We start from the raw sequence: 25915 nt of genomic DNA, 5'->3' as shown, positions 1-25915 counted from the left end.
TACCGAATACAGGTACTAGTACCCTTTCTTCCCGTGTAAGTGTTAATGTAAGTTTACAACTCTACGATCAGAAGCGTAATACTTTTCCACGTTCTAAGTCCTACGGCATTGGTCTGGGTGCATTCAATTTTATTGGAATCTTTTATTGCCACGAGATGACCAAACCCCTCGAAGTATGCCTGCATCTGTTCGCAGATGGAGTGGGCAAGCAAGGCAATTTCCAACCTGTTTTTTAAACCATCATAGCTATGTTCTATGTGATTTTATTTTTGCAAGCCATTTTGCTGATAGCTGAGATGCTTCTCGCTTTTATGGTAGGCTATCTGCTGTTGTTGACGGCCGTTGCCTGGCGCACTGCCAGACAAAATGCCCGTTTGCAGCCCAATCTCACCAGCCAGCCAGCGTCCCGGTTTGTCATCCTTATACCGGCGCATAATGAAGAGCGCCTGCTGCCAGACCTGCTGCAAAATCTGGCGCAGTTGGCTTACCCACGCGACCTGTTCACCATCCATGTGGTCGCCGACAACTGCACCGACCAGACGGCCGTCATGGGCCGCCAGCGCGGAGCAATCGTCCATGAACGGTTCGACACGGTTAACCCCGGCAAGGGGTATGCCCTGCAATGGCTGCTGCAACGCCTGTGGCACAGCGGCGAAGCCCACGACGCCGTCGTCATCCTGGACGCCGACACGGTGGTCTCGGCCAATTTTTTGCAAGCCATGGCCGGCCGTCTGGCGCGGGGGGAACGGGTGATTCAAGCCTATTATGCCGTGCGCGACCCTGGGCGGAGTTGGAGCGTGGGCTTGCGCTATGCGGCGTTGGCGGTGCTGCATTATTTACGGCCGTTAGGCCGCACCGCCCTGGGGGGTTCTGCCGGACTCAAAGGCAACGGCATGGTCTTCGCCACCGACGTGATGCGCCAAAATGAGTGGTCGGCTTCCATCACCGAGGACATCGAATTTCACATGACGCTCATTCTGAACGGCGAACGGGTGACATTTGCCCCAGAAGCGGTTATCCAGGCGGAAATGCCGGAGACGCTGGCCGGAGCCGCCACGCAAAATGTGCGTTGGGAACGCGGGCGCATCCAGATGATGCGCCTCTATGTGCCCCAACTGCTGCGGGCGATGGCCAAGAGTCTGCGCGAAAGGCGATACGGCCGTGCTTATCTCTTTTTTGACGCCAGCATGGAACACATCATTCCTCCTTTTTCGGTAATGGCTGCGCTGACAGCCCTTTTTCTGGTTGTCAGCCTGCTCCTGGCGCTGTTGTCCGGCTCAGGTCTGGCAAACGTCACTCTGTTACTCGCTGTTGGCCTTGTAATAGGCCAGGCCATCTACCTGCTGTCAGGTCTGCGTCTGGTCCGCGCGCCGAGAACTGTTTACATGGCTTTGTTAAACATCCCGGTTTTTGTTGCCTGGAAAGTCTGGCACTATGGGCGTGTTCTGTTCGGCTTCGATTCTCACGGCTGGGTGCGAACAGCACGCAACGACGAGGTATAACGTGCAAATCAGACAAGAAACGCCTTCACAATTAAGCAGGCGCCACACGAAGTTATCAACACAATCTATGACATTTGCTATGACTGAATATCACACAACGCCGACAAATCAGACACCCACCGATACCCTCATTGCCGATGAACAAATGCAGGCTGCAAAAGCTGCCCGCATGTTGGAAATGTACAGCAATCAGAGCTTCAAAAACGGCCGTACCATTCAACGGATGCGCCTGCGGTTGATCACTTGGGTCATTCGCAACAAGGTCCACAGCAACCTCAAACGAGTCTTCGACTTTATTCTCGTTTGTTTGGCCTTGCCCTTCGCCCTGCCCATCATTGCCCTCATTGCCATAGCCATCAAGTTAGACTCTCCTGGCCCCGTTTTTTTTAAGCAGGTGCGCGTTGGCAAGTGGGGCCAGACATTCTACTGCTATAAATTCCGCTCCATGTACACGGACGCCGAAGCACGTAAGAAAGAATTGATGGCCGAAAACGATGCCGACGAAGTTGTCTTTAAGATGAAAAACGACCCGCGTGTGACGCGAGTAGGCCGCCTGATTCGCAAGGCCAGCATTGACGAAATACCCCAGTTATTCAACGTCCTCAAAGGGGAAATGAGCCTGGTTGGGCCGCGTCCGCCTGTGCCTAATGAGGTGGCTCTGTACCAGTTTGATCAAATGCGCCGCCTGGACGCCGTGCCCGGCATCACCGGTTTACAGCAGGTGTCTGGCCGCAGCGAATTGAGCTTCAAGCGTTGGGTGGAGTTAGATTTGCAATATATTTCGGAACAAAGCCTTCTGAAAGATATTGAAATTCTATTGAAGACGATCCCGGCGGTTTTAACAGGCCGAGGCGCCTACTAACCCCAAGGGGAGAACAGTTTATGCGCAGGCTTATCGTGATTTTAGGCGTGCCCATTGACGACCTGAACATGGCGGAAACGCTGGATCGGCTGGAAGAATTTGTCCGCATTGGCCGGGCAACGGGCAAAACTCACCAGGTAGCAACGGTGAACGCCGATTTTGTCGTCAAGTCCCTGGCAGACCCGGAACTACGTTATCTTCTGCAAGAAGCGGACCTGGCGACGGCCGATGGGATGCCGTTGGTGTGGGGTGCGCGTTTGTTGGGCGTGAACCTGGAAGGGCGGGTGGCCGGCGCAGATATGATTCCGGCGCTGGCAGAACGGGCCGCCGCCAAAGGCTTGTCGGTATATTTTCTGGGGGCTGCGCCGGGTATTGCCGCCCAGGCCGCCGCTCTACTGAAAGAGCAGTACCCCGATCTGATTGTGGCCGGTGTCTATTCGCCGCCATACAGCTCGGTGATAGACATGGACCCGGCGATTATTGCCGAAATTAAGGCGGCGCAGCCGGATATTTTGCTGGTGGCTTTCGGCAACCCGAAGCAGGAAAAGTGGATTGGCATGTACGGCCGTGAACTGGCTATTCCGGTGATGATTGGCGTTGGCGGCACATTCGATTTTATCACCGGCAACACCAAACGTGCCCCGGAATGGATGCAGCGCACCGGGTTGGAATGGCTGCACCGGCTGCTAATGGAGCCGCGCCGTTTGTGGCGGCGCTACGCGGTGGACATGGTTGGTTTTGGCGCTTTCTTTTTGCGCCAGTGGTGGGTGATGCGCCAGGGCAGCACGCCGACGACGCTGCTGCCGAAGACCGACCTGGTGATTGTACAGGACACGGCCGTTCTGACCATCGAAGGCCACCTCACCGTCAGCAACTATGGCGTCTTCAACCAAATAGCTCAAGAAGCCTTAACCGTCACCCCCTACATTTTGGTCAACCTGACCGATGTCGTTTTTCTCGACAGCGCCGTGATTGGCGCGTTGGTCGGGCTGACCAAACAGGCCCGCGATGCCCACGGCGACTTGTGGTTGGTTGGCGCGCCGACCAACATTAAACAAACCCTGGCCTTGCTGCGGCTGGACCAATTCTTTGAAATGGTGGCAACGACTGATGACGGTCTGGCTTTGCGCCATGCGCATCGTCAACCTGTGCCGGCCGGTGGACAGATAGCTGCGCCACAAACGGCCGTGCCTGCCCCCCATGCCGCGGCTGACGACCAGGACGAAATATCCGCCCCTGCCTGGACCATCGTCAAAGGGCCGCGCCGCCTGGACGCCACGACCGCGACAGAAATGGCCGAAACCTGCGTCGCTTTATTAGACGAAAATCCGCGTGTTGTGTTAGATTTATCAGAAACTGTTTTGTTAGCCAGCGCCGGTCTGGCCGCGTTGGCCCAAATTAGCCGCAACGCCATCGAGCGCAGCGGTGAACTGCGCGTCGCCAACTGTTCTAAAGATGTGCTGCGGGTCATCCAGATGGTTCGCTTCGACAAAGTATTGTCTCTTTATAGTGATGTTTCGGCCGCTACCTCCTGATAGCTGCCCGGATAGATGTATCTAAATGGAAAACGTACAGGCAATTTTACTGGCTACCGGTGAAACCGATAAGCTGCGCCCGCTGACATTGACGTCGCCTTCACCGATGCTGCCCATCGCCGACCGGCCAGTGATGTTGTACCCCATCGAACTGCTGGCGCGGCAGGGATTTAAACAGATTGTTGTCAGTCTCTACCACCTGGCTGGGAACATCGAGGCTTACCTGGGCAGTGGGCAGCGGTGGGGCATTACCCTGAATTATCTGTTGCAGCGCGACGCCTGGGGATCGGCCGGTGCGCTGAAGTGGGCGCAGCCGTCCCTGACGACGACGTTTGTGGCGCTGCCGGCCGATGCCATTGTAGATGTGGACCTGACGGCCGTACTCGCGCAACACCGCCAACGACAAAGCAAAGCGACGGCCGTTGTTCATGCCGTCGCGGCAGACAATGCGCCCCATTTTTGCCTGAATGATGCCGGACAGGTTGCTGCCGCGGCCGAGGGCCGCCAGGTTTATGCCACCGGCATCTGGATTTTTGAACCGGAAGTGCTGCAATTCATCCCGCCCCGGACGCCGTTCGATATTGAGACGCAGCTTGTGCCCGCCCTGCTTGCCGTTGCCGTGCCGGTGGATACCTATCAGATGGCCGGTTATTGGAATAACCTGGCGACTTTTCAGGCGTATCACGCCGCGCAGAAGCACGTCTTGTACAGCGCCTGGGACCACCCGGAAGGGTTAAACGGCCTGCCCGCGCTGACTTATCCCGCGCTGGAAGGGCGGCAAATTTCCCAGGGCATCTGGGTCGGGCGTAACCACATGATCCATCCCAGCGCCCGTATCTTGCCACCGGTATACATCGGCCAAAACTGCCAGATTGGTTCAGATGTGGAATTGGGGCCAGAAGTGGTCGTCGGTTCTAACGTGGTCATAGACGACGACGCCACCATCAGCCGCAGCACGATTTCGGGCTATACGTATGTAGGGCAGTTGGTGAAGATTGACGGCCGTTTTGTCAACAAAGACCTGATGGTAGATAACCTGACAGCCGAAAGCACGCAGGTGGTTGACCAGTTTTTACTGGGACAGGTAACAAGCATCGTAGACACCCGCTTGCAGCGTTTGTGGGATGGTTTCCTGGCTTTCTGGCTGCTGTGGGCCACGTTTTTTATGACTGTGCCGTTGGCTTTGCTGCTTCTCATCAGCAGCGGCCGTATCTTTGAACGAGTGGAGCGGCTGGGTGGTTGGCCGGAGCAGCCCGGCCTGCGCAGTTCGACCACTTTGCAAAAGATGACGCTCTGGCGCTTTGTGACACACCGGCGAGACGGCCGTCTTAGCGGAATCGGCCGTTGGTTAAAACAAACAGGCATCCATCGGCTGCCAGAACTGTGGAACGTATTCACCGGCGACCTGCGGCTGGTTGGCGTAAAACCCCTCACACCCGAAGCCGCTGCCCAGATTCGTGAAGATTGGCAGCAAAAACGGCACGAATATCCCCCCGGTTTTACCGGTTTGTGGTACATTCAGACACGGCAAGGAAGCAGCCTGGACGAAATCTTGATCGCCGACGCCTACTATGTAGCTACCCGATCCTGGCGCACCGACCTGAACATCCTCAGCCAAACCCCGGCCGCCTGGCGACGACGACGTTCGTCGGTGTCTGAAGACGGCCAAAAATAACCAAACCAATCGGGTTTATATCGCAAAGGAGTGAGCAGCACATGGAGATCGAAACACGTTCTGCCGATAATGTGAAAATCCTGGAATTTGCAGGACGTTTTGACACATACACCGCCGATACAGCCAGGCAGTGGCTTGAACAAGCCATGATTGACGAGCCGGCTAATGTCGTCGTTAACCTGGAAAAAGTTGACTTTGTGGATTCAACCGCGTTGGCTACCCTGGTTCACGGCCTGAAACGCTGCCGCCAGTTAAATGGCGACCTGCGGCTGTGCCACCTGCAACAGTCGGTGCGCATGGTCTTCGAGTTAACGCGCCTGGACAGGTTCTTTGAGATTTTTGCCCATGAAGAGGAAGCCATACAGGCTTTTGCCAGCTAACCAGGCGCTCCACAAGGAATGAGGATGGCATGATATTACCCTCCATTTTAGCCTCACAACACAAACATCTGACAACCCTGGCCCAAGATTGGCTGGACTCTGGCGCGTCTTCATTTTCCGTTTGGGCCGACGACGCGCTGTTGGTCGCCTGGCCGTCTGACAAGGTATCCAACGCTTCTCTGGTAAAGGCAATTCAGGTCAACGCGGTCAAGATCGGCGAGCTGCGCCTGGCCGGTCTCTCGTCGCCGGCCGACTGCCAACGCCTGGAAGCGCAAGCCGGACTCATCGCCCAGATCGCCCGCCTGGAGCGAGACCTGAACAGCATGGGCGCAGATCTGATAGACACCCAAGACCAACTGCTGGCGCTTTATGATCTCACCCAGGCTACCCGCAATTATCTGGACGCTGAACAGATGTTGACGCGATTGGCTTTTGAAACGGCCCGTCTGGTCAAAGCGGAAGCGGCCTTTTTTCTGGTCCACATGAAAGGGCGTTCGCCCATCATTCAATTTTACCCGCAGCCGATTCTCAGTGAAGAGGCATTGCAGCAAGCCATTGGCCTGATGAAAGCATCCCGGCATGAATTTCTGATCAGCCGTAGTGGTGCGGGTGAACAGGTAAAGGGCGTGCGTAATATGCTGCTTGTGCCTATCAAAGTGCGGGATGCAGAAACGGCCGTCATGGGCATGCTCAACAAGCTCGACGACGACTTCAACTCGCCCGACATCAAACTCGCCGGCGCCATCGCCGAATTCACCGGCGCGCAAATCGAAAATGTCATCATGCACCAGGTTAGCCGCGAACAGACCCGCCTCCAAACAGAAATGGACCTGGCCCAACGCATTCAGATTCATCTGCTGCCGCAAACCCCTCCGGGCATTGCCGGATTAGACCTGTGGGCCGCTTCCTGGCCTGCTTCACGAGTAGGCGGCGATTTTTACGATTTTATCATTGGCGCCGACCAGCCATTCACCTTTACAGTTGGCGACATTTCCGGCAAAGGCATTCCCGCCGCCCTCTTAATGGCGATGACGCGCACCGTCATTCGCACCAAAACCAGGATGATACCCAGACCCACGCCCCAAGATGTCATGTCTCGGTCGAACCAGGAGCTTTACGACGACTTCACCAAACTGAGCATGTTTGCCACCATTTTTGTCGGCCAATATGATTCAATCAGGCGGCAGCTGCTTTACGCCAACGCCGGGCATTCACCAGTTATCTACTGCCCGGCCGGCGGCGAAGCCAGACTCTTGCAGGCCGATGGCGTTCCGATGGGCATTCTGCCAACAAGCCTATCTAAGGACCAGTGGATTGACTTCCAACCCGGTGACGTACTCGTTGTGGCGACAGATGGCTTCAGCGAAGCCCGCAGCGCGCAGGACAAAGAATTTGGCTACGATAGATTTGTCTCTCTGGTGCAGTCGTTGGCCCCGAAGTCGGCCCGCGCCATCGCCGAAGGCCTGTACCAGACGGTACTGAGTTTTAGCAGTGGCATGTCTCAGGCCGATGACCAGACGTTAGTCGTTCTTAAAGGAGTTGGCGCGTGAACCTGAACGACAGCCAACAAGAGGCTTCTGTGAAACCAGCAAACCTATTGAATACCGTCCGGCTGGAACTGCCGGCCATCCACAAATATCTAAACGTCCTCGGCGCTTGTGTCCGCGCCATGTTTGAGCGCCAACAAGGGTTGGCAGCACAGGATTCTCTTTTCTATAACATTGAGTTGGCCGTGCATGAAGCATGTACCAACATTGTTGAACATGCCTACGCCGGTATTTCTGGCCGTATTGAGATTGCTTTTACACTGCTCGAAGAGCCGCGTCAATTTATCATTGAACTGCACGATCGCGGCCAATCGTTTAACCTGGCCGATGTGGTTGCGCCAAATTTTGAGCAGCCACAAACCAGCGGCTATGGCCTGTTTCTGGTCCACCAACTTATGGACGAAGTAGCGTATTTTCCAGAGCCAGGCAACAACCGCTGGCGCCTGGTAAAGTATTTCTAGTCTCAGTGTAATCTGTTACTGGTTGGTCCTGCACCACAGAAAATGGGGGTTGGTGTACGGCCGTTTCACCTTTTCTTCCTATCCGCTGCGCCATCTGCGGGAGCTGCTCTTAAGGTCCACCGACAGAAAATTGTGCTATTTTAAGGCTACATTAACTTCGTTTGTATCAGAGTAGCGGGTTAACGAAGTTGGACGTTGAGCAGCCGGGCTGCGCAGCAGTTACTAAAGAAAAGGGTCTATTAGATGGCGAAAATTCTTATAGTAGACGATGCGCCCCATACACATCGCCTTTTAACACTCATGTTAGAACGAATCAACCACACGACAATTTCGGCCGAAAGTGGCCCCCAGGCGCTAGAGCATTTAGAAAACTTCCAGGTTGATTTGATGATTACCGACTTGAACATGCCGATTATGAATGGTTTTACCCTGATGGAGCAGGTTCGGTCTCAGGAAAGGTTCAAAAATTTGCCAATTATTATGTTAACAGCCAGCGGCCAACAGCAGGCCCCCATGGAAGCGGCAGCCAAAGGGGCGAACCGTTTCCTGACACAGCCGATTAGTTCCTGGGAATTGAACCGGGTTGTCACAGAGTGTTTGGCCCTGGTAGAGTCAGATGCTGTGTTAACCGGTTAACCAGTCTTGCCCGGCGAAAACGACGAAACGGGGATTGTTCCGCTGACAAGAGAATTAGAACGGCCCGCATCTACATAGTGCGGGCTTTTTTGTTGGATTCTGTAATGGTCAAAGGTTAGTCAAACTTATTATGTTACGTTCACTTATTTTTGATTTTGATGGCCTGATTTTGGACTCCGAAACGCCGGATTTTGTGTCCTGGCAAGAGACGTACCACTCGTTTGGCGTAGATTTGCCGTTGGATGTGTGGGTGCAGAATATCGGTTCGGTTAACTTTTTGAATCCCTATACGTATCTGGAATCGCTGCTGGGGCGCGCCATAGACCGGGAAGCGGTGAAGGCCAACCGCCGCCGTCGGGATGACGAGTTGATGGCTCAACAGAGTATCATGCCCGGTGTGGCGGCCTATCTGGCTGAAGCGCGGCAGTTGGGGTTAAAAACGGCCGTCGCCTCCAGTTCCCCCCACGCCTGGGTAGATAAGCTGCTGGACAGGCTGGGCATCACCAACCAGTTCGACGCGGTTTGCTGCCGCGACGATGTGGGCAGCCGGGCCAAGCCAGACCCGGCCGTTTACCTGGCGGCGCTGGCGGCGCTGAACGTTAGCGCTGCTGAGGCTTTGGCTTTTGAAGATTCGCCACATGGGGCGGCGGCGGCGCAGGCGGCCGGTATTTTCTGCGTCGTCGTGCCCAACCAGATGACCAGCCAGTTGACTTTCCCCCAGACGGGGTATCGGCTCACCTCCCTGGCCGATATGTCGCTGAAACAACTTCTGGGTCACCTGGGGGCCAGGGAGGTCCCTTTTCTGAACAGCAATGCCCGGCGCATCCGTGAATTTCATGCGGCGGTGGGGTCGCCGCTGCCACATGGCCCGCAGCTGCCAGATGCTGGCTACCTGACCATGCGGCTCAAATTAATTGAGGAGGAGTATGAAGAGGTAACGGCCGTCTGCCACAGCCTTATCACCGCATTACAGTCTGGCCAACAGCCAGACGCCATCGAAGCGCTGACGCCGCTGGTCCACGAACTGGCCGATTTACTCTACGTTGTTTACGGGGCTATGGAAGCGTGTGGCGTAGACGCCGATGCGGTATTCCAGGAAGTGCATCGCGCCAATCTGCAAAAAGCGGGTGGCCCGCGCCGCGCCGATGGCAAGCTGCTTAAGCCTCCTGGCTGGCAGCCAGCAGATGTGCGCGCTGTCTTGCAGCGGCAGCAGAGGAACGGCCGTTCACAGCCCGGCCAGACCTGACCGGTTTTCGAAAACCGGTCAGGTCTACTCTAAATGGGGGATTCGGTCAATTCGAGGAGAGTGCAGACCACCTGGCGCAGGCCCATCGGCGAAAAAGGCTTCTGCACGTAGCGGTCTACTTCCTGGAAGTGGGCGATCAGGCGGTGGGCGGGTTCGGAATAAGCGGTCAGGACGATGATTTTGCGCGGTTTCATGTGCTGCTCGCAAACGGTCTTCAGCACATCCCAGCCGTGCATGTCTGGTAAAGCAATGTCCAGCAGCAGCAGGTCGGGCTGAACGTGGGTGATTAGTTCAATGGCGGCACGGCCGTCGCTGGCGCGATGCAAAACGATAGGCAGCGCCTCTAAAGTGACCTGGAGCAGTTCATAAATGCCATCGTCATCTTCGACGCTAACAACGTGGGGAATGGGCTTATTCAATGATGAACCTCAACAAAAATCCAAAGACCCTATTTTAATGATAACAGCGGCGCTATCCCGTGAGAGTAACAAGAAAACCGGCGACTGTCCATCATACGCCGGTACTGTCGGGCAGTTAGTGGTGGAACAGGCGTTCCCCGGTCATAATCATCGCCATGCCATACTCATTGCACGCCTCGGTGACGACATCATCACGCAGGGAGCCGCCGGGCTGCACCACGTAGCGCACGCCGCTTTGTTGGGCGCGGTCTATGCTGTCGCGGAAGGGGAAGAAGGCGTCTGATCCCAGCGTCACCGCGGTTAACTGGTTCAGCCAGTCCCGTTTTTCAACGGCCGTCAACCGTTCCGGCGTCTCGGTAAAGTTTTGTCGCCATACTGCTTCCTCGGCCGGCGTCAACTGCTCCTGCAAAAACTGGTCGATGGCATTGTCCCGCTCTGTTCGGCCGATTTTATCGCGGAAGGGCAGGTGCAGCACCCGCGGATGCTGACGCAAGAACCAGATGTCGGTCTTAGAACCGGCCAGCCGGGTACAATGAATACGCGACTGCTGCCCCGCGCCCACGCCAATCACCTGCCCATCCAGCGCGTAACAGACTGAATTGGACTGCGTGTATTTTAACGTCAACAGCGCCACAAGCATGTCGCGCCGGGCGCTGTTCGGCACATTTTGTTGGCTGGTAACGACCTCTGCCAGATCAGCATAGGTGGGCAGGGCGTCGTTGCGCTTTTGCGCCAGAACCAGGCCAAACAACTCACGCTGCTCCATTGCCGGTGGCTCATAGTTTGGGTCCACCTGGATGACACAGTAGCTGCCTTTTTTCTTGGCGCGTAAAATTTCCAGGGCCGCCGGTTCATAGCCCGGCGCGATGACGCCATCAGATACCTCGCGCCTCAGCAGATGGGCGGTTGATTCGTCTACCACGTCGCTCAGCGCCGCCCAATCGCCAAACGAGGAGATGCGGTCCGCGCCCCGCGCACGCGCATAGGCGGCAGCCAGCGGTGACAGCGTATCGTGTTCGACGAAATAGGCTTGTTTTAGTGCATCGCTCAGAGGAACGCCCACGGCCGCGCCGGCCGGGCTGACATGTTTAAACGAAGCCGCCGCCGGCAGCCCTAGAGCCTTATTTAGCTCCCGCACCAACTGCCACGAATTGAGCGCATCCAATAAGTTGATATACCCTGGCGCGCCGTTGAGTACCTGAATAGGCAGGTCGCCGTGGTTAATATAAATTCGCGCCGGTTTTTGATGGGGGTTCATCCCGTAGCGCAGTTCAATTTCCGATGTCATTGTTTCCCTCCTTCGAAAATGGGAGCGCGGACGTCCCGTCCGCCCCGGCAGGCGAGACGCCTGCGCTCCCAGGGTTTTCATTCATGGTGGTCGGCGCAGCCGGTGAAGTCTCCCTTGAAAATAGGTGCGCGGACGTCCCGTCCACCCCGGCAGGCGAGACGCCTGCGCTCCCAGGGTTTTCATTCGTGTTGATGGGTGCAACCCACTCATGATGTGTCCCTTGAAAATAGGAGCGCGGACGTCCCGTCCGCCCCGGCAGGCGAGACGCCTGCGCTCCCAGGGTTTTCGTTCGTGTTGGTGGGTGCAGCCCACCCATGAGGTCTCCTGAAAATCTAGTCCAAGTCAGCTGTCACCTTGTCTGTGCGCCCAGGTCTGGCTAAACGGCCGTCACCTCTTGCAAATAAGCCGTAATCGCCGTGTCGTAGTCGCGGGTATGGGCGAAGGCTTTCACCGCCAATCGCTGCCGCGTCGCCAGAGTGACCTGCCCATGCTGGCGCAGTTCGGCCAGGATAATGGCGTAATCTTGTGGGTCGCAAGCGACGGTGACACGGGCAAAGTTTTTCGCCGCCGCTCGCAGCAGCGTGACGCCGCCGATGTCTATTTGCTCGATGGCTTCGGCCAGGCTGACGCCGGGCTGGGCGATGGTTTTCTCGAAGGGGTACAGGTTACAGACAACCAGGTGAATGGGGTTGATGCTCTGCGCCCTCAGATCGGCCCAATCTTCGGGCAGATCGCGGGCCAGGATGCCGCCATGCACGGCCGGATGCAGGGTTTTGACCCGGCCGCCTAACATTTCCGGCGCGCCGGTGACGTCGGAGACATCTAACACAGGCAGGCCGGTTTCTCGCAGTTGGCGGGCGGTGCCGCCGCTGGCGATTAATCCCCAATCCAGGTCGGCCAGGGCGGTGGCGAAATCTACCAGCCCTGCCTTATCGTACACAGAGAGAATGGCTCGGTTTGTCATAGGCGGAAATTTACCACAGGGGGGAACGGCCGTCTACCCCAATGCCCGGTTCAAACGGCGGTTGTGGCGGGGCAAGTGGTTCATGGTAAACTTTGCTCAGGTAGCGCGGTTGTCCTGGTAACAGGCAGCCGCAGGGAGAAGCCCAATGGCTGCACAAACTAATTTGGACGGAGGTGTGCCGCTGCGCCTGACGCCCGCACAAGGGCAAACGCTGCTGCGGCTGGCGCGCGCCGCCCTGCGACATTATCTGGCGGTTGGCGAGATGCTGCCGGTAGAGGCAGATGATCCAGATTTGCAGCAGCCGGCTGGCGTGTTTGTCACGTTACGGCTGCGCGACGACTTGCTTGTCCCCCATGCGGGGCGGCTGCGCGGCTGCATCGGCCATATCGAGCCGGATTGGCCTCTGGCCCAGGTGGTAGCGGCTATGGCGGTGAAAGCGGCCACGCGCGACCCCCGTTTCCCGCCGCTGACTCTGGCCGAATTGGACGACATCGCCATTGAGATTTCTATCTTGTCACCGCTGCAACGAGTGGAGGATGTGAGTCAGATTGAGGTGGGGCGTCATGGGCTGTGTCTCCAGCACGGCCGTCAGCGAGGGCTGCTGCTGCCCCAGGTGGCGGTGATCTTTGGTTGGACGCGGGAGGAGTTTTTGCAGAATTTGTGCCGCAAGGCCGGCCTGCCCTGGTTTGCCTGGCGGGAGGGGGAGTTGTGGTGGTTTGAAACGGCCGTGATTGAAGAAGAGTGAGGAGTGAAGATCGAAAATGCTGCTGCGCATCTCCAATCTTCACTCGTTCTTTGTTAAACCGCTGCGGCCAATTCCGCTTTTTTCCCTTCTTCGGCTGCGTAAGCCTGCGCCATTTCATCGCGGAACTGTTTCGTGTATAACTCGTAGTAATGGCCGCGCTGGCGGATGAGTTCGGCGTGTGTGCCCATTTCTGAGACGCCACCCTTCTCAATCACCAGGATGCGGTCAGCCCGTTTGATGGTAGACAACCGGTGGGCGATGACAAAACTGGTGCGCCCTTCCATCAACCGTTCCATGCCTTGTTGGATCAGCGCTTCTGTCAGCGTGTCCACCGAACTGGTCGCCTCGTCCATGATGAAGACATCTGGCTGGGCCAGCACGGCGCGCGCCAGACTGATGAGCTGCTTTTGCCCAACGGACAGCAGCACGCCGCCTTCACCTACCTGCGTGTTGTACCCTTTTTCCAGCTTACTGATGAAGGTATCGGCGCCGGCCAGTTTGGCGGCAGCCATTACCTCGTCGTCGCTGGCTTCCAAACGGCCGTAACGCAAATTCTCCATCACCGTGCCTGAAAACAGGTGCGGCGTTTGCAGCACCATGCCAATTCGTGAATGAATGGCGTGCAGCGTCAGGTCACGGTAATCTTGCCCGGCGATCAGAATCTGGCCACCCTTCGGCTCGTAAAAGCGGCAGATCAGGTTCACCAATGTAGACTTGCCGGCGCCCGTCGGTCCCACCAGGGCGATGGTTTCGCCCTGTTTAATCGTCAGATTAAAGTTCGTCAGCACCGGTTTTTCGGCTTCGTAGTAGAAATCCACATTGTCGAACACGATGTCGCCCCGAATCGAACCAGGGTCGCCCGCGCCGGGTTGATTTTGAATCTCCGGCACGGCGTCTATCAACGAGAAGATGCGTTCGCCCGAAGCGATGGACTGCTGCATTTCGGCGTAGACGCGGGCCAGTTCTTGCACCGGCCACATCATGAAAAAGATGTAGGAGATGAAAGCCTGAATACCACCAACCGTCATGCCGCCGAGTTGAAACTGGTAGCCGCCATAAACCACCACACTGCCCACGCCCAACGCGGTAATCAGCAAGACCGTCGGTAGGAACAGCGCCGATAACCATGCTGCCCGGAAGCCGGCTTTGTACATGCTGCCGCTCAGTTCGCCAAACTCGCGCAGGTTCTCTTCTTCGCGTCGCAGCGATTTCACCACCCGTACGCCAGTGATGTTCTCGTTGTAAGAACCAGTGATCTTGGAGTTCAGTTTACGCACCTTGCGGTATTCCACCAGGATTTTCTTCTTAAAAAGCGAGGCGACGATGAGCAAGACGGGAATCATGATCAGGACGATCAACGCCATGCGCCAGCTAATCAGGAACATGAACACCAGGGCGGTTGTGATGTTGGTGATGCCCCAGGTCACATCCAGGAAACCCCAGGATACCAGATCGCCCACGCGCTGTGTGTCCGATGTCACGCGCGACATCAGCCAGCCGACCGGCGTGCGGTCGAAGTAAGACAGCGAAAGCTCTTGCAGCCGGCCGAACATTGTCTTGCGCAGGTCGTACTGCACCCGTTCGCTCAACATCCCGGCGCAGGTGATGAAGCCAAAAACCATCACCGCCTGCAAAATCATCAGCAAGCCATACTGGATGATGATGCGTGTGAGCATGTCCATGTCGCCGGCGATGATACCTTCGTCCATGATGCGCTTGCTCAGGAAGGTGAAGTAGCTGTCTAACGCCGACACCATGCTGATGCTGATCAGGAAAAAGAGCATCAGCGGCCAATGGTTCAGGCCCTGTTTCAGAATACGCAGGACGGTTTGTCCGTTAAATTGGGTGTTAAATTCTTCTTCTTCAAAACGATATTCATCAGACATGATGAGGTCTCCGATTAGAAGTTCAACTTCTCTACAGAAGTTGAACTTCTAATTTAGTTGACGGCCAGGGTGGTGGTTAGTTCTTCGTGGAAACGGCCGTTATGGCGGCCATTGCCGTGCCCATTGCCATTCCCATTCCGCGCCCGGTCCACCGAGGCGATCTCTTGTTCCAGTTCCGCTTCAATGCGCGCCTGCAAGTCATAGATTTGTTGATATGTGCCGGGCTGGGCCAGCAGTTCGCTGTGTATGCCGCGTTGGATGATACGGCCGTTATCCAGCACCAAAATCAAATCCGCTTCCATCACGCTCTGAATCCGGTGGGCAATGACAAACGTTGTTCGCGTAGCCATTAACCCATTCAGCGCTTCCCGAATCGAAGCCTCAGTCTCCGTGTCCACCGACGACGTGGCGTCGTCCATGATCAAGATGCGCGGGTTCTTCAACAGTGTGCGGGCAACCGTCACCCGCTGCTTCTGTCCACCTGAAAGCGTCACCCAACGTTCACCCACCAGCGTTTCGTAGCCTTTAGGGAAGGAGAGGATGACATCATGGATAGCCGCCGCGCGCGCGGCCTCTTCCACTTCCGCGTCCGATACGTCTCGGCCTACGCCATAGGTAATGTTCTCCCGAATAGAGCGCGAGAACAGGAACGGTTCCTGCTGCACAATGCCGATCTGTCGCCGCAGCCACTTGCGCGGATAGTCGCGCAGTTCCACGCCGTCCAGCGTGATGCTGCCTTCTGTGTACTCATAGAAGCGTGGCAGCAAGTTCACCAACGTCGTTTTGCCGGATCCGGTTGAACCCAACAGGGCAATGACCTGACCCGGCTGTACGGCGAAGTCTATGTCGTGCAGCACCGGCGTCTCTTTATCGTAGGCGAAGCTAACATGGTTGAAGCGCACCTCGCCGCGCAGCCCATCTTCGGGGATGTATGTCCCGGCGTCCAGCGGTTCACGGTCTTCACGGATGATGTCGCGTACCCGGTCGAAGGAAACTAACCCGGTGGACAATTGGGTGATCAACCGACCCAGGTTGCGAATCGGCCAGATGATCAACACCACCAGCCCGGCATATGTCAGATACTCGCCGGGAGTGATGATGCCCTGAATCGCCATGCGCGCCCCCAGGAAGAAGCCGGCCAACATTTGTACGCCACACATGATGTCTGTCACCGGCCAGAACGAAGCGTGCATGAAAATGAGCCGCTGCCCACGCCGATATTTTTCCCGATTGTCGGTCTCGAACATGTCAATCTCGTAAGATTGACGGGCAAACGCCTTCACCACGCGCACGCCGCTCAGGTTTTCTTGCAGCCGATTAGACAGGGTGGCTTCTTGTTCCTGATACGTCTCGTACACCTCGCCCACTTTCTTAAAGAAGTAAAGCGAGATAAGGATGATGAACGGGATGACGACCACCGAATACACCGCCAGGCGCACGTTCAGCAGCAGTAGGGCGGTGAAGTTCACCAGGAACAGCAGGGTGATGTTACCAATGCCGTTCAACTGCTCGGCAAACAGGCGGCGCAGCGCGTCCACGTCTGATGTGGACCGCTGCAGCAGTTCGCCTGTCTGCATGTTGTCGTGGTAAGTGAAGCTGAGCCGCTGAATGTGGTCGTAGAGGTAGTTACGCAGACGCCGGGTAATGCCTTCGGCCGTTTTCGCCGCCGAACGGCCGCTGATAAACGTCAGCGTGCCTTGCATCACCGCCAGCCCCAGAATGGCCGCCCCTACCAACAAGCTCTGGCCAAGGATATTGCCTTCGGCCGTCAGCACACTGTCTATAAAATAGCCCAGCGCGTAATAAATGGTGGAGCGCATCAACGCCGACAGACCAATTGCCACGATAGCCAGCAAATACAACCAGCGGTAACCGGTCATTATGCGCCACAAACCAATCAATCTCTTATTTGTTACGATATTTTTGAGGTCGTAATCTTTATTATCCATTTTTATACCTCTCAGAAGTTCACTGGGTGAACTTCTGCTAACTTTCAAAGGGGATTGTGTTCTTTGAAAGTCTAGAAAGAATGAGTCCCTTACTTCTTACACGATTGTCGCATTGTCTCTTTAAAGTCTACGTTCCATTCCTGACAACCTCTGTCTACTTTGTTGTTTGTGGCAACAAAAAACGCCACGGGGTCCCGTGGCGTTTTGCTGGTTGGTGTGCTACCGGCAGAAACAAAAAAGGCCACGGGCTTTTAGTTGCGCCGTGACCCTGTCGTTTTGCTTGCCAAATGCTACTTTATGTCAAGCTGACAGGATGCGTGGGCGCATAACACGACTTTGTCAAAGCCGCTGGGAACAATGTAGATGGTGTTGCTGATTGTGTTACCCATTTGCGCCATACTCCTTTCAAGATTAGCTGCGCATGAACGCGCAACCGGAAAGCACTATAACAAATGATCGGGGGGAAGTCAACCCCCAAATTAGAGGAATATCTAACGGTTTGAACGGGAAATCTGGAAGGTCTATAAGCCTGCCAGGTCTATCATGATCACGGTGATAACAGCGTGAGGAGAAGTTGGGCGTAGAAAATTTTGACGATGGTGGCGACAGGGAACAGCAGCGCGTAGCCAACATTGGGTAGATCGTTTTCCGCCTGTTCCTGCCCAAAACTTAGCACGGCCGGCTGTGTTTGCAGCGCGGACAACATGCCCACCAGCAGGCCAAACGGGATTTTCAACACCTTATAGCCAATAATCAAAGTAGCGAAAGCCAGGGTGAAGGTAACGGCCGCTCCGGCCAGGAAGAGGGACAAACCACCACTGGCAGCAAACGTGGTGAAAAAGGTGTAACCAGAGCGCAGCCCAATGCCTGCCAGTAAGAAGATCAGGCCGATCTGGCGCAGGGTAAGATTGGCGCTGTAAGGTGGAACCCAGGCGATGGGACCGGTGCGGCGAATGGCTCCCAAAATTAGCCCAACGATGAGCGGGCCGCCGGCCGCACCCAATTTGAAGGTGATACCGCCAGGCAGGGGGATGGGGATGAGGCCGATAAGCAAACCCAAAGTCAACCCGACGCCCAGGGAAATCAGGTTGATTTCGCTGAGTTGTTTGTAGGAGTCGCCGAACAACTCCGTGAGTTCGGTTAAATCTTTGCGCCGCGAGACCACGCGCACGCGGTCGCCTAATTCCAGCACCAGGTCGCCGTGGGCCAGAAAATCTATGTCGCCGCGGCGCACGCGGGTGACCAGTGCGCCGTGGTCTTGTGGCAGGCGCAGGTCGGCCAACCGCCGCCCGGCGACGGCCGGATTAGAGACAAAGATGCGGCGAAAATCGTAGAGGCTGCGGTCCATTTCCAGGTGTTCGTCGGTCAGTTCACCTGCCAGGGGGATGATGGCGTCTACTTCTTCCGGCGTGCCGATGATGCTGATGAGGTCGCCGGGCTGCAAGTGAGTGTCGCCGGTGGCCAGGATGATCTCGTCACCCCGTTTTAGCCGGCCGAAGACGATATCCCAATTGTTTTGCTGGCGGAGTTCGCGTAGGGACAGCGCCGTTACCTCCGGCCGTGTTACCAAGATGGTTTTGTTGTACAACTCTTGCTCTACCAGATGAAAACTGCGTAGCGCTTTGGCCTCGGCGGCGTAATCAATCTTCCAGATGCGCTGCATGATCAAAATTGCCAGGATCATGCCAATGACGCCCATGGGGTAGGCCACCGAGTAACCGACTACCGGTTCGGTGAGCATGATGTCTACGGCCGTTGCCGGGGCCGAGTTGGCGACGTTTTCCAGGACGCCAGCCAGGGCCGGGGTATTGGTCAGGCTGCCGGCGAACAACCCGGCGCTGACGGTGGCCCGCAGCCCCAGGGCATAATGCGCCGCCACCACCACCACCAGCGCCAATGTCAGCATGGCTGCGCCAAACAGGTTGTCACGCAGCCCTTTGCCACGCAGCGAGGCGAAGAAGCCCGCGCCGCTGCTGATGCCGATGCTGTAGACAAAAATAATCAGGCCAATTTCAAAGAGAATGGGGGGCAGTGTCAGGCGGGGGTCCAATGCGCCAACAGCTAATCCGACAAACAGCACGGCAGCTACGCCCAGGCGCACGCCTTTGATTTTGATGAGTCCCACGGCGTAGCCGACGCCGGACACGATAAACAGCAATAACAGAGGTTCTTCTACAAGCAATTCGATCATGATTTTGTCCAAGATTATCAAGACCTGCTGATTGACTGACAAATCTTTTTCGGGAGCGTTTTTCAAAAACAAAAACAGGGTATCTTTCTCAGATTTATCCTGGTTGACTGACAGAACGCACATTCAGCCCAATTGACAACGGATTGGCAGGATGTGCGGATGCTTTTTTCTCGATCACCCTTATCCGCAAATCCGGGGAATCCGTGTTCTGCGGTCTCTGAAAAGGAGATTTGTCTGTCAATGATAAGGCAACCTCTGTGTGATGGGGATGGCCGCCAATTCGTCCAGCCGCGCCAGCAGTTCGTCGGCGTCGCTGATGGTTAGCAGCGCGGCGGCATCGGCGGCGGCGTACTGCTTGAGGTGCTTGCGGAAAAGCAGAAGACCATCACGACGGCCGTAATAAGCCAACATCTCCACCAAATGTAAACGGGCGGCGGCGGCCACCGCGGCCAGGGGCAGCGTGGTTTTGTCCTGCCGGGCAAAAATCCACGGGTTGCCAATGGCCGCCCGGCCAATCATCACCGCGTCGCAGCCGGTGTGCGCCTTCATCCGGTCAATATCTTGCGGCGTTTGCACGTCGCCATTGCCGATAACCGGCACGGCGACCAGCCGCCGCAGGTCGGCGATGGCGTCCCAGTCGGCCTGACCGCCGTACTGCTGCACTTTGGTACGGCCGTGCAAAGCAATCAGCGCCGCGCCATTGTCCACCAGAATGCGGGCGATGTCGCCATAATTCTTTTGCGATTCGTCCCAGCCCAGGCGAATTTTGCCGCTGACGGGCACGGGCAAATGGCTGGTGAGCAGCCGAAAGGTTTCGGCCACCAGCGCCGGTTGGGGCATCATGCCCACCCCTGCGCCGCGCCCGCTCACTTTGCGCGTAGAACAGCCCATGTTCACGTCAATAATGTCGGGCTGCCATTGCAGCACACGCTGCGCCGCCCGCAGCAGCTTTTGGGCGTCGTTGCCAAAAATTTGGATGACAAACGGCCGTTCGCCCACCTGTTTGTCCAATCGCTGCGCAAACCGGGGATGCACCCGCCGCCCAATCAACGCCTCCACCGGCGTAAACTCGGTGTAGTGCATGGCCGAGCCGTAGGCGCGGCACAAAGCCCGGTAGGGCACGTCCGAATACCCGGCCATGGGGGCCAGGATGACGTCGCCGTAAACGGGCACGCCGCCGACGTGAAAAGCAGCTTCGTAATTCATAGGGATTCTATTGTAGCGGAAAGGGTGATGTGGTGATAGGGGGCGGAAGGGGTGATGGACAACGGATAACAGATAACGGGTTCGTCAGGTGGTTGGTTGGTTGGCAGCGAGGGTGATGAAGACGTCTTCGAGGGTGGCCGTTGGAGACAGGGCGCGTTTCAGATTGGCTGGGGTGTCCAGGGCCAACAGTCGGCCGCGAAACATGATACCCAGACGGTCGCAGTATTCGGCCTCGTCCATGTAATGAGTAGTCACAAAAATAGTCACGCCCTGGTCGGCCAAATCGTAGACCAAATCCCAAAAGGCGCGGCGCGCCTGCGGGTCTACGCCGCTGGTCGGCTCGTCGAGGAAGATGAGGCTGGGGTGATGGAGCAGCGCCGCGCCCAGGGCCAACCGCTGCCGCCAGCCGGCGGCAAGCTGCCCGGCGCGTTCGTTGGCCCGTTCGCTCAGACCGACCAGGGCCAACACTTCGGACACACGGCCGTTCCGTGCGGCCACGCCATACACCCCGGCGTAGAAGTTTAGGTTTTCGACGGCCGTCAAATCATTGTACAAGGCAAACTTTTGCGACATATAGCCCACTTTGGGCCGGATTTTCTCTGCGTCGTGGGCGATGTCTAGTCCCAATACCTGGCCGCTGCCGCCGCTGGGCTGCAACAAACCCAACAACATGCGAATGGTCGTCGTCTTGCCGGAGCCATTGGGACCCAGATAGCCGAACACTTCGCCCGCGCCCACGGCAAAGCTGACCCGGTCAACGGCCGTAAAATCGCCAAACTGCTTGGTTAATTCCTGTAGGGTAATGGCTGTTGTCATAAGGAATGCACTACCCGCTAACCTCTAGCAGTTCGATAAACGCATCTTCCAGCAGCGGCGCGGCCGGTTCCAGACGTTCGACAGTGGCCCCGGCGGCGAGCAGGGCGGCGGGCAGCCGTTGGCGCACGGCCGTTAACGTCCCAGGGCGCAGCCGCAGGTGAAAGGTGTGGCCGAAAGCCTGCACATCTTCCACGTCGGGGTCCTGGGCGGCCGTTGTCCGTACCAATCGCCGCGGCGACCCGGCCAACTCCAGGATACGGCCGTTGAGCGGCGCGGTGAGGCTTTGTGGTGCGCCTTCAGCCAGCAGACGGCCGTAATTCATGAACCCTACCCGGTGGCAGCGGCTGGCCTCGTCCATGTAGGGCGTACTCACCAGCACCGTCAGCCCTTCTTCCACCACCGCCTTGCCGATTAGCCGCCAGAAATCCTGGCGCGTCACCGGGTCTACACCGCCGGTCGGTTCGTCTAGCAGCAGCAGGCGGGGCCGGTGAATCAGCGCCGTCGCCAACCCCAGCTTTTGCTTCATCCCGCCGGAAAGCTGCCGCGCCTGCCTGTCGGCAAATTCGGCCAGATTGACAAAAGCCAGCATCTCGTCGCGGCGCGGCTGCCACTCTTGGGGCGGGATGCCGTTGACCTCGGCGAAAAAACGCAGATTTTCGGCGACGGTCAGGTCGCCATACAAACTGAAGCGCTGCGGCAGGTAGCCAATCAGCCGCCGTGCCGCTTCGATGTGGCTGCGCAAATCGTAGCCGCCGATGCGCCCTGTGCCGCTGTCTGGCAGCAATGCGCCCACCAGCAGGCGGAAGGTAGTTGTTTTGCCCGCGCCGTCTGGCCCCACCAGGCCATAAATCTCGCCCGGCTGCACAGCGAGGGTCAGGTCAGACACGGCCGTTACCGCCCCAAACCGCCGCGCCAGATGCTCCACTTGAATCATCGCTTCAGTTGCCATGTGTGCAGTTACTACGATTCGCCAAAATCCACATCGGCGGGCATGCCTGGTTTCAGTTTGCCGCCGTTGTCTTGCACGTCTAGTTCAATAGCGAACACTGTCGAGGCGCGCCCTTCGGCCGTTTGCACATTGCGCGGCGTAAATTCGGCCCGGTCGGCGATGTGGCGCACCACGCCGCTGAACGTTGCGCCGGGAAACGAGTCTACGGTGATGACGGCCGTTTGCCCCAACATAATGCGGCCATACCGGTCTTCGGGCACAAACACAGTCATCGTCAGATCGTCCATCTGGCCCAGCCGCAGCAGCGCCGCGCCGGGCAGGGCCACTTCACCGGCGGCGATGGCCCGCGCCAGCACCACGCCATCCACCGGCGCGATGAGCGTTTGGCGGGCGATTTGCGCCTCTATCAGGTTGATGGTTGCCTGGGCGGCGTCCACCTGGGCCTGGGCGGCGGCCAGTTGTTCTGGTCTGGCCCCGGCTTGCAGCAGGTCCAGCTGCGCCTGGGCCGCGTCTACGCCGCTTTCGGCGACGGTGATCTGGTTGTTGAGGAGTTGGATTTGATTGCTAACGGCCGTTTGCGCCTGCTGCGCCAGCATCAACTGCATCGCCAACCCGTTCAACGCGCTTTGGGCCGCGGCGTTGGCTGGCTGACCGCTGGCGGCGGTGGCAATCTGCTGCTCAATGTCCTCGATCTGGCTGTTGATGTCGTCGCGCTGCGTTACGGCCGTGTCCACTTGTTCGTTGAGGGCGTCTAGCTGCGCCTGGGCGCGGCGCACGGCGGCCGTGGCGGCGGAAAGCTGCGCGGCAGTGGGTCCGGCGGCCAGCATGGCGTAGTTGGCCTGGGCGGCGGCATGCTGCGCCTGCGCTTGGGCCAGTTGGCCGGCCAACAAAGCGGTATCCAGGCGTACCAACGGCTGCCCGGCGATCACGTTTTCACCCACGTCGGCCAGCACCTCGGCGACGCGCCCGCCCTGTTCAGGGGCGATGGCGACCTCGGCCACTTCAATTGTACCGGCGGCGGTGAGACGGCCGTTGGCTTCTGTTTGCCGCGCCACAAAAAACCAATACACGCCCACGCTGACCAGCGCCAGCACGACAACAATCCGCACAATCAAAGATGGTTTGTGACTCATAACAGCCTCGTGATAGAACCTAATCCAACCGCTTGCGGAAGCGCCCCGCGGCCGCGGCCATAATGACGATGGCAAAGATCGTCAGAGCGACCACTTCGGAAACCAGCGCCTCGAAGCCGACGCCCTTGAGAACGATGCCACGGGCAATGATCAAAAAATAGCGCAGCGGAACCATGTAGCTTATCCCTTGCAGCACCGGCGGCATGGCAGCCAGTGGAAATAAAAAACCGGACAGAAAGACCGATGGCAGCAGGGTAAACATAGTCAACAGCAGCGCTTCTTGCTGCGTTTTGGCGACGGTGGAGATGAAGATGCCGATGCCCAACGACGTGATGATAAACAGGCAAGAAAGCGCCAACAGCAGGGGAATGCTGCCGTTAATTGGCATCCCAAAAATAAGAACCCCGGCGATCAGCACCTCGATCATGTCGAAAAAGGCCAGCAGCACGTAGGGCGTGACCTTACCCACCACCAGTTCTAGGGAGCGAATGGGGGTGACGATGAGCTGTTCGATGGTCCCCTGTTCGCGCTCGCGCACGATGGCGGTGGCGGTGAGCATGATCGCCAGGAATTGCAAAATCATGCCGATGAGGGCGGGGATCATGAAGTAGGCGCTGACGAGATCGGGGTTGTACCAGACCTGGGTGCGCACTTCGACGGCCGGCTGTAAGGCCCCGGCCAGGCCGCGCAGCGCCAGCCTTTGCACGGCCAGCTCGGTGGCTTTGGACTGGGCGATGAGGGTGGCGGCGGCCAACGCGGTCCCGGCGACGGTGGGATCGGACCCGTCTATGATGAAGGCGACTTGTGACGGCCGTTGCCCCGCCAAGCGTGCGCCATAATCGGGCGGAATAATCATCCCGGCCCGCGCCGAATTGTTTTCGATCAACTGCCGCAATTCCTCTTCAGACTGCACATCGTAGCCAATCTGGAAATAATCGGCCGCCCGGTATGCGTCCAACAGTTCGCGCGAGGCGCGGCTTTTGTCCTGGTCGAACACCGCCAGCGGCACGTTGCGTACGTCGTTGGTGGCGGCGTAGCCTAACAGGAATAGCTGGATCACCGGCAGCAGAAAGGTCAGCGCCAGGGTGCGCGGGTCTCGGGCAATTTGGATAAATTCCTTGCGAATCAGAGAGCGTAGACGAGAGTTGAACATGGGGGCACTTGGGCCAGCCGCTGCGGTTTATGGTTCAGGCCACAGCCCGGAAAGGAAAATTTCTACGGCCGTAGCAACATGGGTTTCATTGCTCAGGCCATCGCTGCGCAAAGACGGAAATAAAAGAAAACTGAGCATCTGCGGCAGCATCATGCCGATGAAGGCGCGGGCGCTGGCGCGGGTATCGTGGGGCCGCAAATGCCCCAAATCAATCTGATGATTCAGATACGTTTTGAGAAATTCCAATATTTGCTGGATGAAGCGGGTAGCGAACACGTCGGCAATTTCCGGCCGAGTCACAACTTCGGAAAAAACCAACCTGGCCATGGTGTTTATTTCTGGCTGGTTGGTAATGTCCAGATAGGCGGTGGCAATTTGGGGCAGCACTTCTTGCGGCGGCTGGTCCAGCAGTGCGGCGCTTTGGCTGATCACCTGAAACAGGTGCAGGCGCGCTTGCAGCATGGCCTGAAACAGCTCTTCTTTGGTGGGGAAGTACCAATAGATCAGGGAAGGCGATTGCAGCCCGGCGGCGCGGGCAATGCTTTTGATGGTCGCGCCTTTAAACCCTTTGGCGGCAAACTCAGCAAAAGCGGCGTCTAAAATCTGTTGGCGGCGGTCGCTTTCCTGGCTCATGCCTGCTCCATTGCATGGGTGATGTTTCATGCCCGACTCTTTGTGCTGCCTGCATAATATACTTGATTGAACGTTCAGTCAAGAACCAAATCTACCCAAACGGGTAGGTGAGAGCTGCCTAAATCGGCTGCCCAAACTACTCTTTTGGTTGTGGCGCGTGGCGGCGGGCGGGTTATAATTTAGGCATTATTGTGCAAATTATCACAAATATAATAAAAATAGGAGACAGCGCCATGTTGATGAAGAACCACATGTTTGACAAGCGGTTCGATGAGCTTGATTTAAATATCACCCGTTGGATGGCGCGTCATGGCCTGACGCTGCTGCGCATTGGTCTGGGCGTTATTTTCTTCTGGTTTGGGGCGCTCAAGTTGATCCCTAATCTTAGCCCGGCCGAAGAGTTGGTCCGGCAGACCATCTTTTTTGTTGATCCCGATTTGTTTATCCCGGTATTGGCGGTATGGGAGATGGCGATTGGGGTAGGGCTGTTGCTGGGCCGTCCGATGCGATTGACGCTGCTGCTGTTGTTCTTGCAGATGCCCGGCACGACGCTGCCGCTGTTGATGCTGCCGGAGGCGGTTTGGACTTCGTTCCCGTTTGGCCTGACTCTGGAGGGACAGTACATCATCAAGAATCTGGTGTTGGTGACGGCCGGGATTGTGTTGGGGGGCACGGTGCGCGGCGGCTACCTGGAGCCGGAACCGCGCCGGGAATAGCCGCGCCGGGTATGGCCCGCGGG

At 57.3% G+C, this 25915-nt stretch carries 23 protein-coding genes; 11 read left to right on the top strand and 12 right to left on the bottom strand.

The window, feature by feature from the left end; genetic code table 11:
- Positions 1–248: 248 nt before the first annotated feature.
- From IPM39_22570 to IPM39_22530, 9 genes are all read left to right on the top strand, one after another.
- Complete coding sequence (locus tag IPM39_22570; GenBank protein ID MBK8988823.1) at positions 249–1502, top strand: glycosyltransferase family 2 protein; 1254 nt, start codon at positions 249–251, stop codon at positions 1500–1502.
- Between the two features lie 145 nt (positions 1503–1647).
- Entirely contained in the window at positions 1648–2364 is a 717-nt protein-coding gene (locus tag IPM39_22565) for an exopolysaccharide biosynthesis polyprenyl glycosylphosphotransferase (protein MBK8988822.1), read from the top strand.
- 20 nt (positions 2365–2384) lie between these two features.
- Positions 2385–3899 (top strand): WecB/TagA/CpsF family glycosyltransferase, encoded by a 1515-nt coding sequence (locus tag IPM39_22560; GenBank protein MBK8988821.1) that lies wholly within the window; start codon positions 2385–2387, stop codon positions 3897–3899.
- 25 nt (positions 3900–3924) lie between these two features.
- Positions 3925–5574 carry a sugar transferase gene (locus IPM39_22555; GenBank protein MBK8988820.1) on the top strand — a complete coding sequence of 550 codons (1650 nt, stop codon included), beginning with the start codon at positions 3925–3927 and terminating at the stop codon, positions 5572–5574.
- A 41-nt stretch (positions 5575–5615) separates the two neighbouring features.
- Positions 5616–5954: an STAS domain-containing protein gene (locus IPM39_22550; protein MBK8988819.1), complete on the top strand. Its 339-nt coding sequence runs from the start codon at positions 5616–5618 to the stop codon at positions 5952–5954.
- 29 nt (positions 5955–5983) lie between these two features.
- On the top strand, positions 5984–7504 hold the full coding sequence (locus IPM39_22545; GenBank protein ID MBK8988818.1) for a PP2C family protein-serine/threonine phosphatase: 1521 nt from the start codon (positions 5984–5986) through the stop codon (positions 7502–7504).
- Between the two features lie 119 nt (positions 7505–7623).
- Complete coding sequence (locus IPM39_22540; GenBank protein ID MBK8988817.1) at positions 7624–7962, top strand: ATP-binding protein; 339 nt, start codon at positions 7624–7626, stop codon at positions 7960–7962.
- Positions 7963–8205: 243 nt separating this feature from the next.
- Complete coding sequence (locus tag IPM39_22535) at positions 8206–8598, top strand: response regulator (protein ID MBK8988816.1); 393 nt, start codon at positions 8206–8208, stop codon at positions 8596–8598.
- Positions 8599–8728: 130 nt separating this feature from the next.
- Positions 8729–9844, top strand: coding sequence for an HAD-IA family hydrolase (locus IPM39_22530; GenBank protein MBK8988815.1), 1116 nt, complete (start codon positions 8729–8731; stop codon positions 9842–9844).
- 29 nt (positions 9845–9873) lie between these two features.
- On the opposite strand, the gene IPM39_22525 is transcribed toward IPM39_22530, so the two are convergent.
- From IPM39_22525 to IPM39_22515, 3 genes are all read right to left on the bottom strand, one after another.
- A complete protein-coding gene (locus IPM39_22525; GenBank protein ID MBK8988814.1) occupies positions 9874–10263 on the bottom strand; it encodes a response regulator transcription factor in 390 nt (129 codons plus the stop codon).
- Positions 10264–10378: 115 nt separating this feature from the next.
- On the bottom strand, positions 10379–11551 hold the full coding sequence (locus tag IPM39_22520) for a phosphoribosylaminoimidazolecarboxamide formyltransferase (GenBank protein ID MBK8988813.1): 1173 nt from the start codon (positions 11549–11551) through the stop codon (positions 10379–10381).
- A 376-nt stretch (positions 11552–11927) separates the two neighbouring features.
- The gene (locus IPM39_22515; GenBank protein ID MBK8988812.1) at positions 11928–12515 is read right to left on the bottom strand and encodes a hypothetical protein; all 588 of its coding nucleotides are present in this window, start codon (positions 12513–12515) and stop codon (positions 11928–11930) included.
- Positions 12516–12660: 145 nt separating this feature from the next.
- Here IPM39_22515 and amrA point away from each other — a divergent pair, with 145 nt between their 5' ends.
- The gene (amrA, locus tag IPM39_22510; protein ID MBK8988811.1) at positions 12661–13260 is read left to right on the top strand and encodes an AmmeMemoRadiSam system protein A; all 600 of its coding nucleotides are present in this window, start codon (positions 12661–12663) and stop codon (positions 13258–13260) included.
- Between the two features lie 53 nt (positions 13261–13313).
- Here amrA and IPM39_22505 read toward each other — a convergent pair whose 3' ends face one another.
- From IPM39_22505 to IPM39_22465, 9 genes are all read right to left on the bottom strand, one after another.
- Positions 13314–15146 carry an ABC transporter ATP-binding protein gene (locus IPM39_22505; protein ID MBK8988810.1) on the bottom strand — a complete coding sequence of 611 codons (1833 nt, stop codon included), beginning with the start codon at positions 15144–15146 and terminating at the stop codon, positions 13314–13316.
- A gap of 53 nt (positions 15147–15199) precedes the next feature.
- The gene (locus IPM39_22500; GenBank protein ID MBK8988809.1) at positions 15200–17095 is read right to left on the bottom strand and encodes an ABC transporter ATP-binding protein; all 1896 of its coding nucleotides are present in this window, start codon (positions 17093–17095) and stop codon (positions 15200–15202) included.
- A gap of 547 nt (positions 17096–17642) precedes the next feature.
- Positions 17643–19286: a transporter gene (locus tag IPM39_22495; protein ID MBK8988808.1), complete on the bottom strand. Its 1644-nt coding sequence runs from the start codon at positions 19284–19286 to the stop codon at positions 17643–17645.
- Positions 19287–19523: 237 nt separating this feature from the next.
- On the bottom strand, positions 19524–20492 hold the full coding sequence (locus tag IPM39_22490; protein ID MBK8988807.1) for a tRNA-dihydrouridine synthase family protein: 969 nt from the start codon (positions 20490–20492) through the stop codon (positions 19524–19526).
- Between the two features lie 84 nt (positions 20493–20576).
- Positions 20577–21308 carry an ABC transporter ATP-binding protein gene (locus IPM39_22485; protein ID MBK8988806.1) on the bottom strand — a complete coding sequence of 244 codons (732 nt, stop codon included), beginning with the start codon at positions 21306–21308 and terminating at the stop codon, positions 20577–20579.
- 10 nt (positions 21309–21318) lie between these two features.
- Positions 21319–22242 (bottom strand): ABC transporter ATP-binding protein, encoded by a 924-nt coding sequence (locus IPM39_22480; GenBank protein MBK8988805.1) that lies wholly within the window; start codon positions 22240–22242, stop codon positions 21319–21321.
- Positions 22243–22268: 26 nt separating this feature from the next.
- Entirely contained in the window at positions 22269–23390 is a 1122-nt protein-coding gene (locus tag IPM39_22475; protein ID MBK8988804.1) for an efflux RND transporter periplasmic adaptor subunit, read from the bottom strand.
- A gap of 19 nt (positions 23391–23409) precedes the next feature.
- Positions 23410–24543, bottom strand: a complete 1134-nt coding sequence (locus tag IPM39_22470) for an ABC transporter permease (GenBank protein ID MBK8988803.1) — start codon at positions 24541–24543, stop codon at positions 23410–23412.
- Positions 24544–24570: 27 nt separating this feature from the next.
- Entirely contained in the window at positions 24571–25206 is a 636-nt protein-coding gene (locus IPM39_22465) for a TetR/AcrR family transcriptional regulator (protein MBK8988802.1), read from the bottom strand.
- 203 nt (positions 25207–25409) lie between these two features.
- Here IPM39_22465 and IPM39_22460 point away from each other — a divergent pair, with 203 nt between their 5' ends.
- A complete protein-coding gene (locus IPM39_22460; protein MBK8988801.1) occupies positions 25410–25892 on the top strand; it encodes a DoxX family membrane protein in 483 nt (160 codons plus the stop codon).
- Positions 25893–25915: the final 23 nt, after the last annotated feature.

It is taken from the genome of Candidatus Leptovillus gracilis, assembly GCA_016716065.1.
In the GTDB taxonomy this organism is placed as follows: Bacteria; Chloroflexota; Anaerolineae; order Promineifilales; family Promineifilaceae; genus Leptovillus; species Leptovillus gracilis.
The sequence above is the reverse complement of the archived record's forward strand: the minus strand, read 5'-3'. Positions and strand labels throughout refer to the sequence as shown.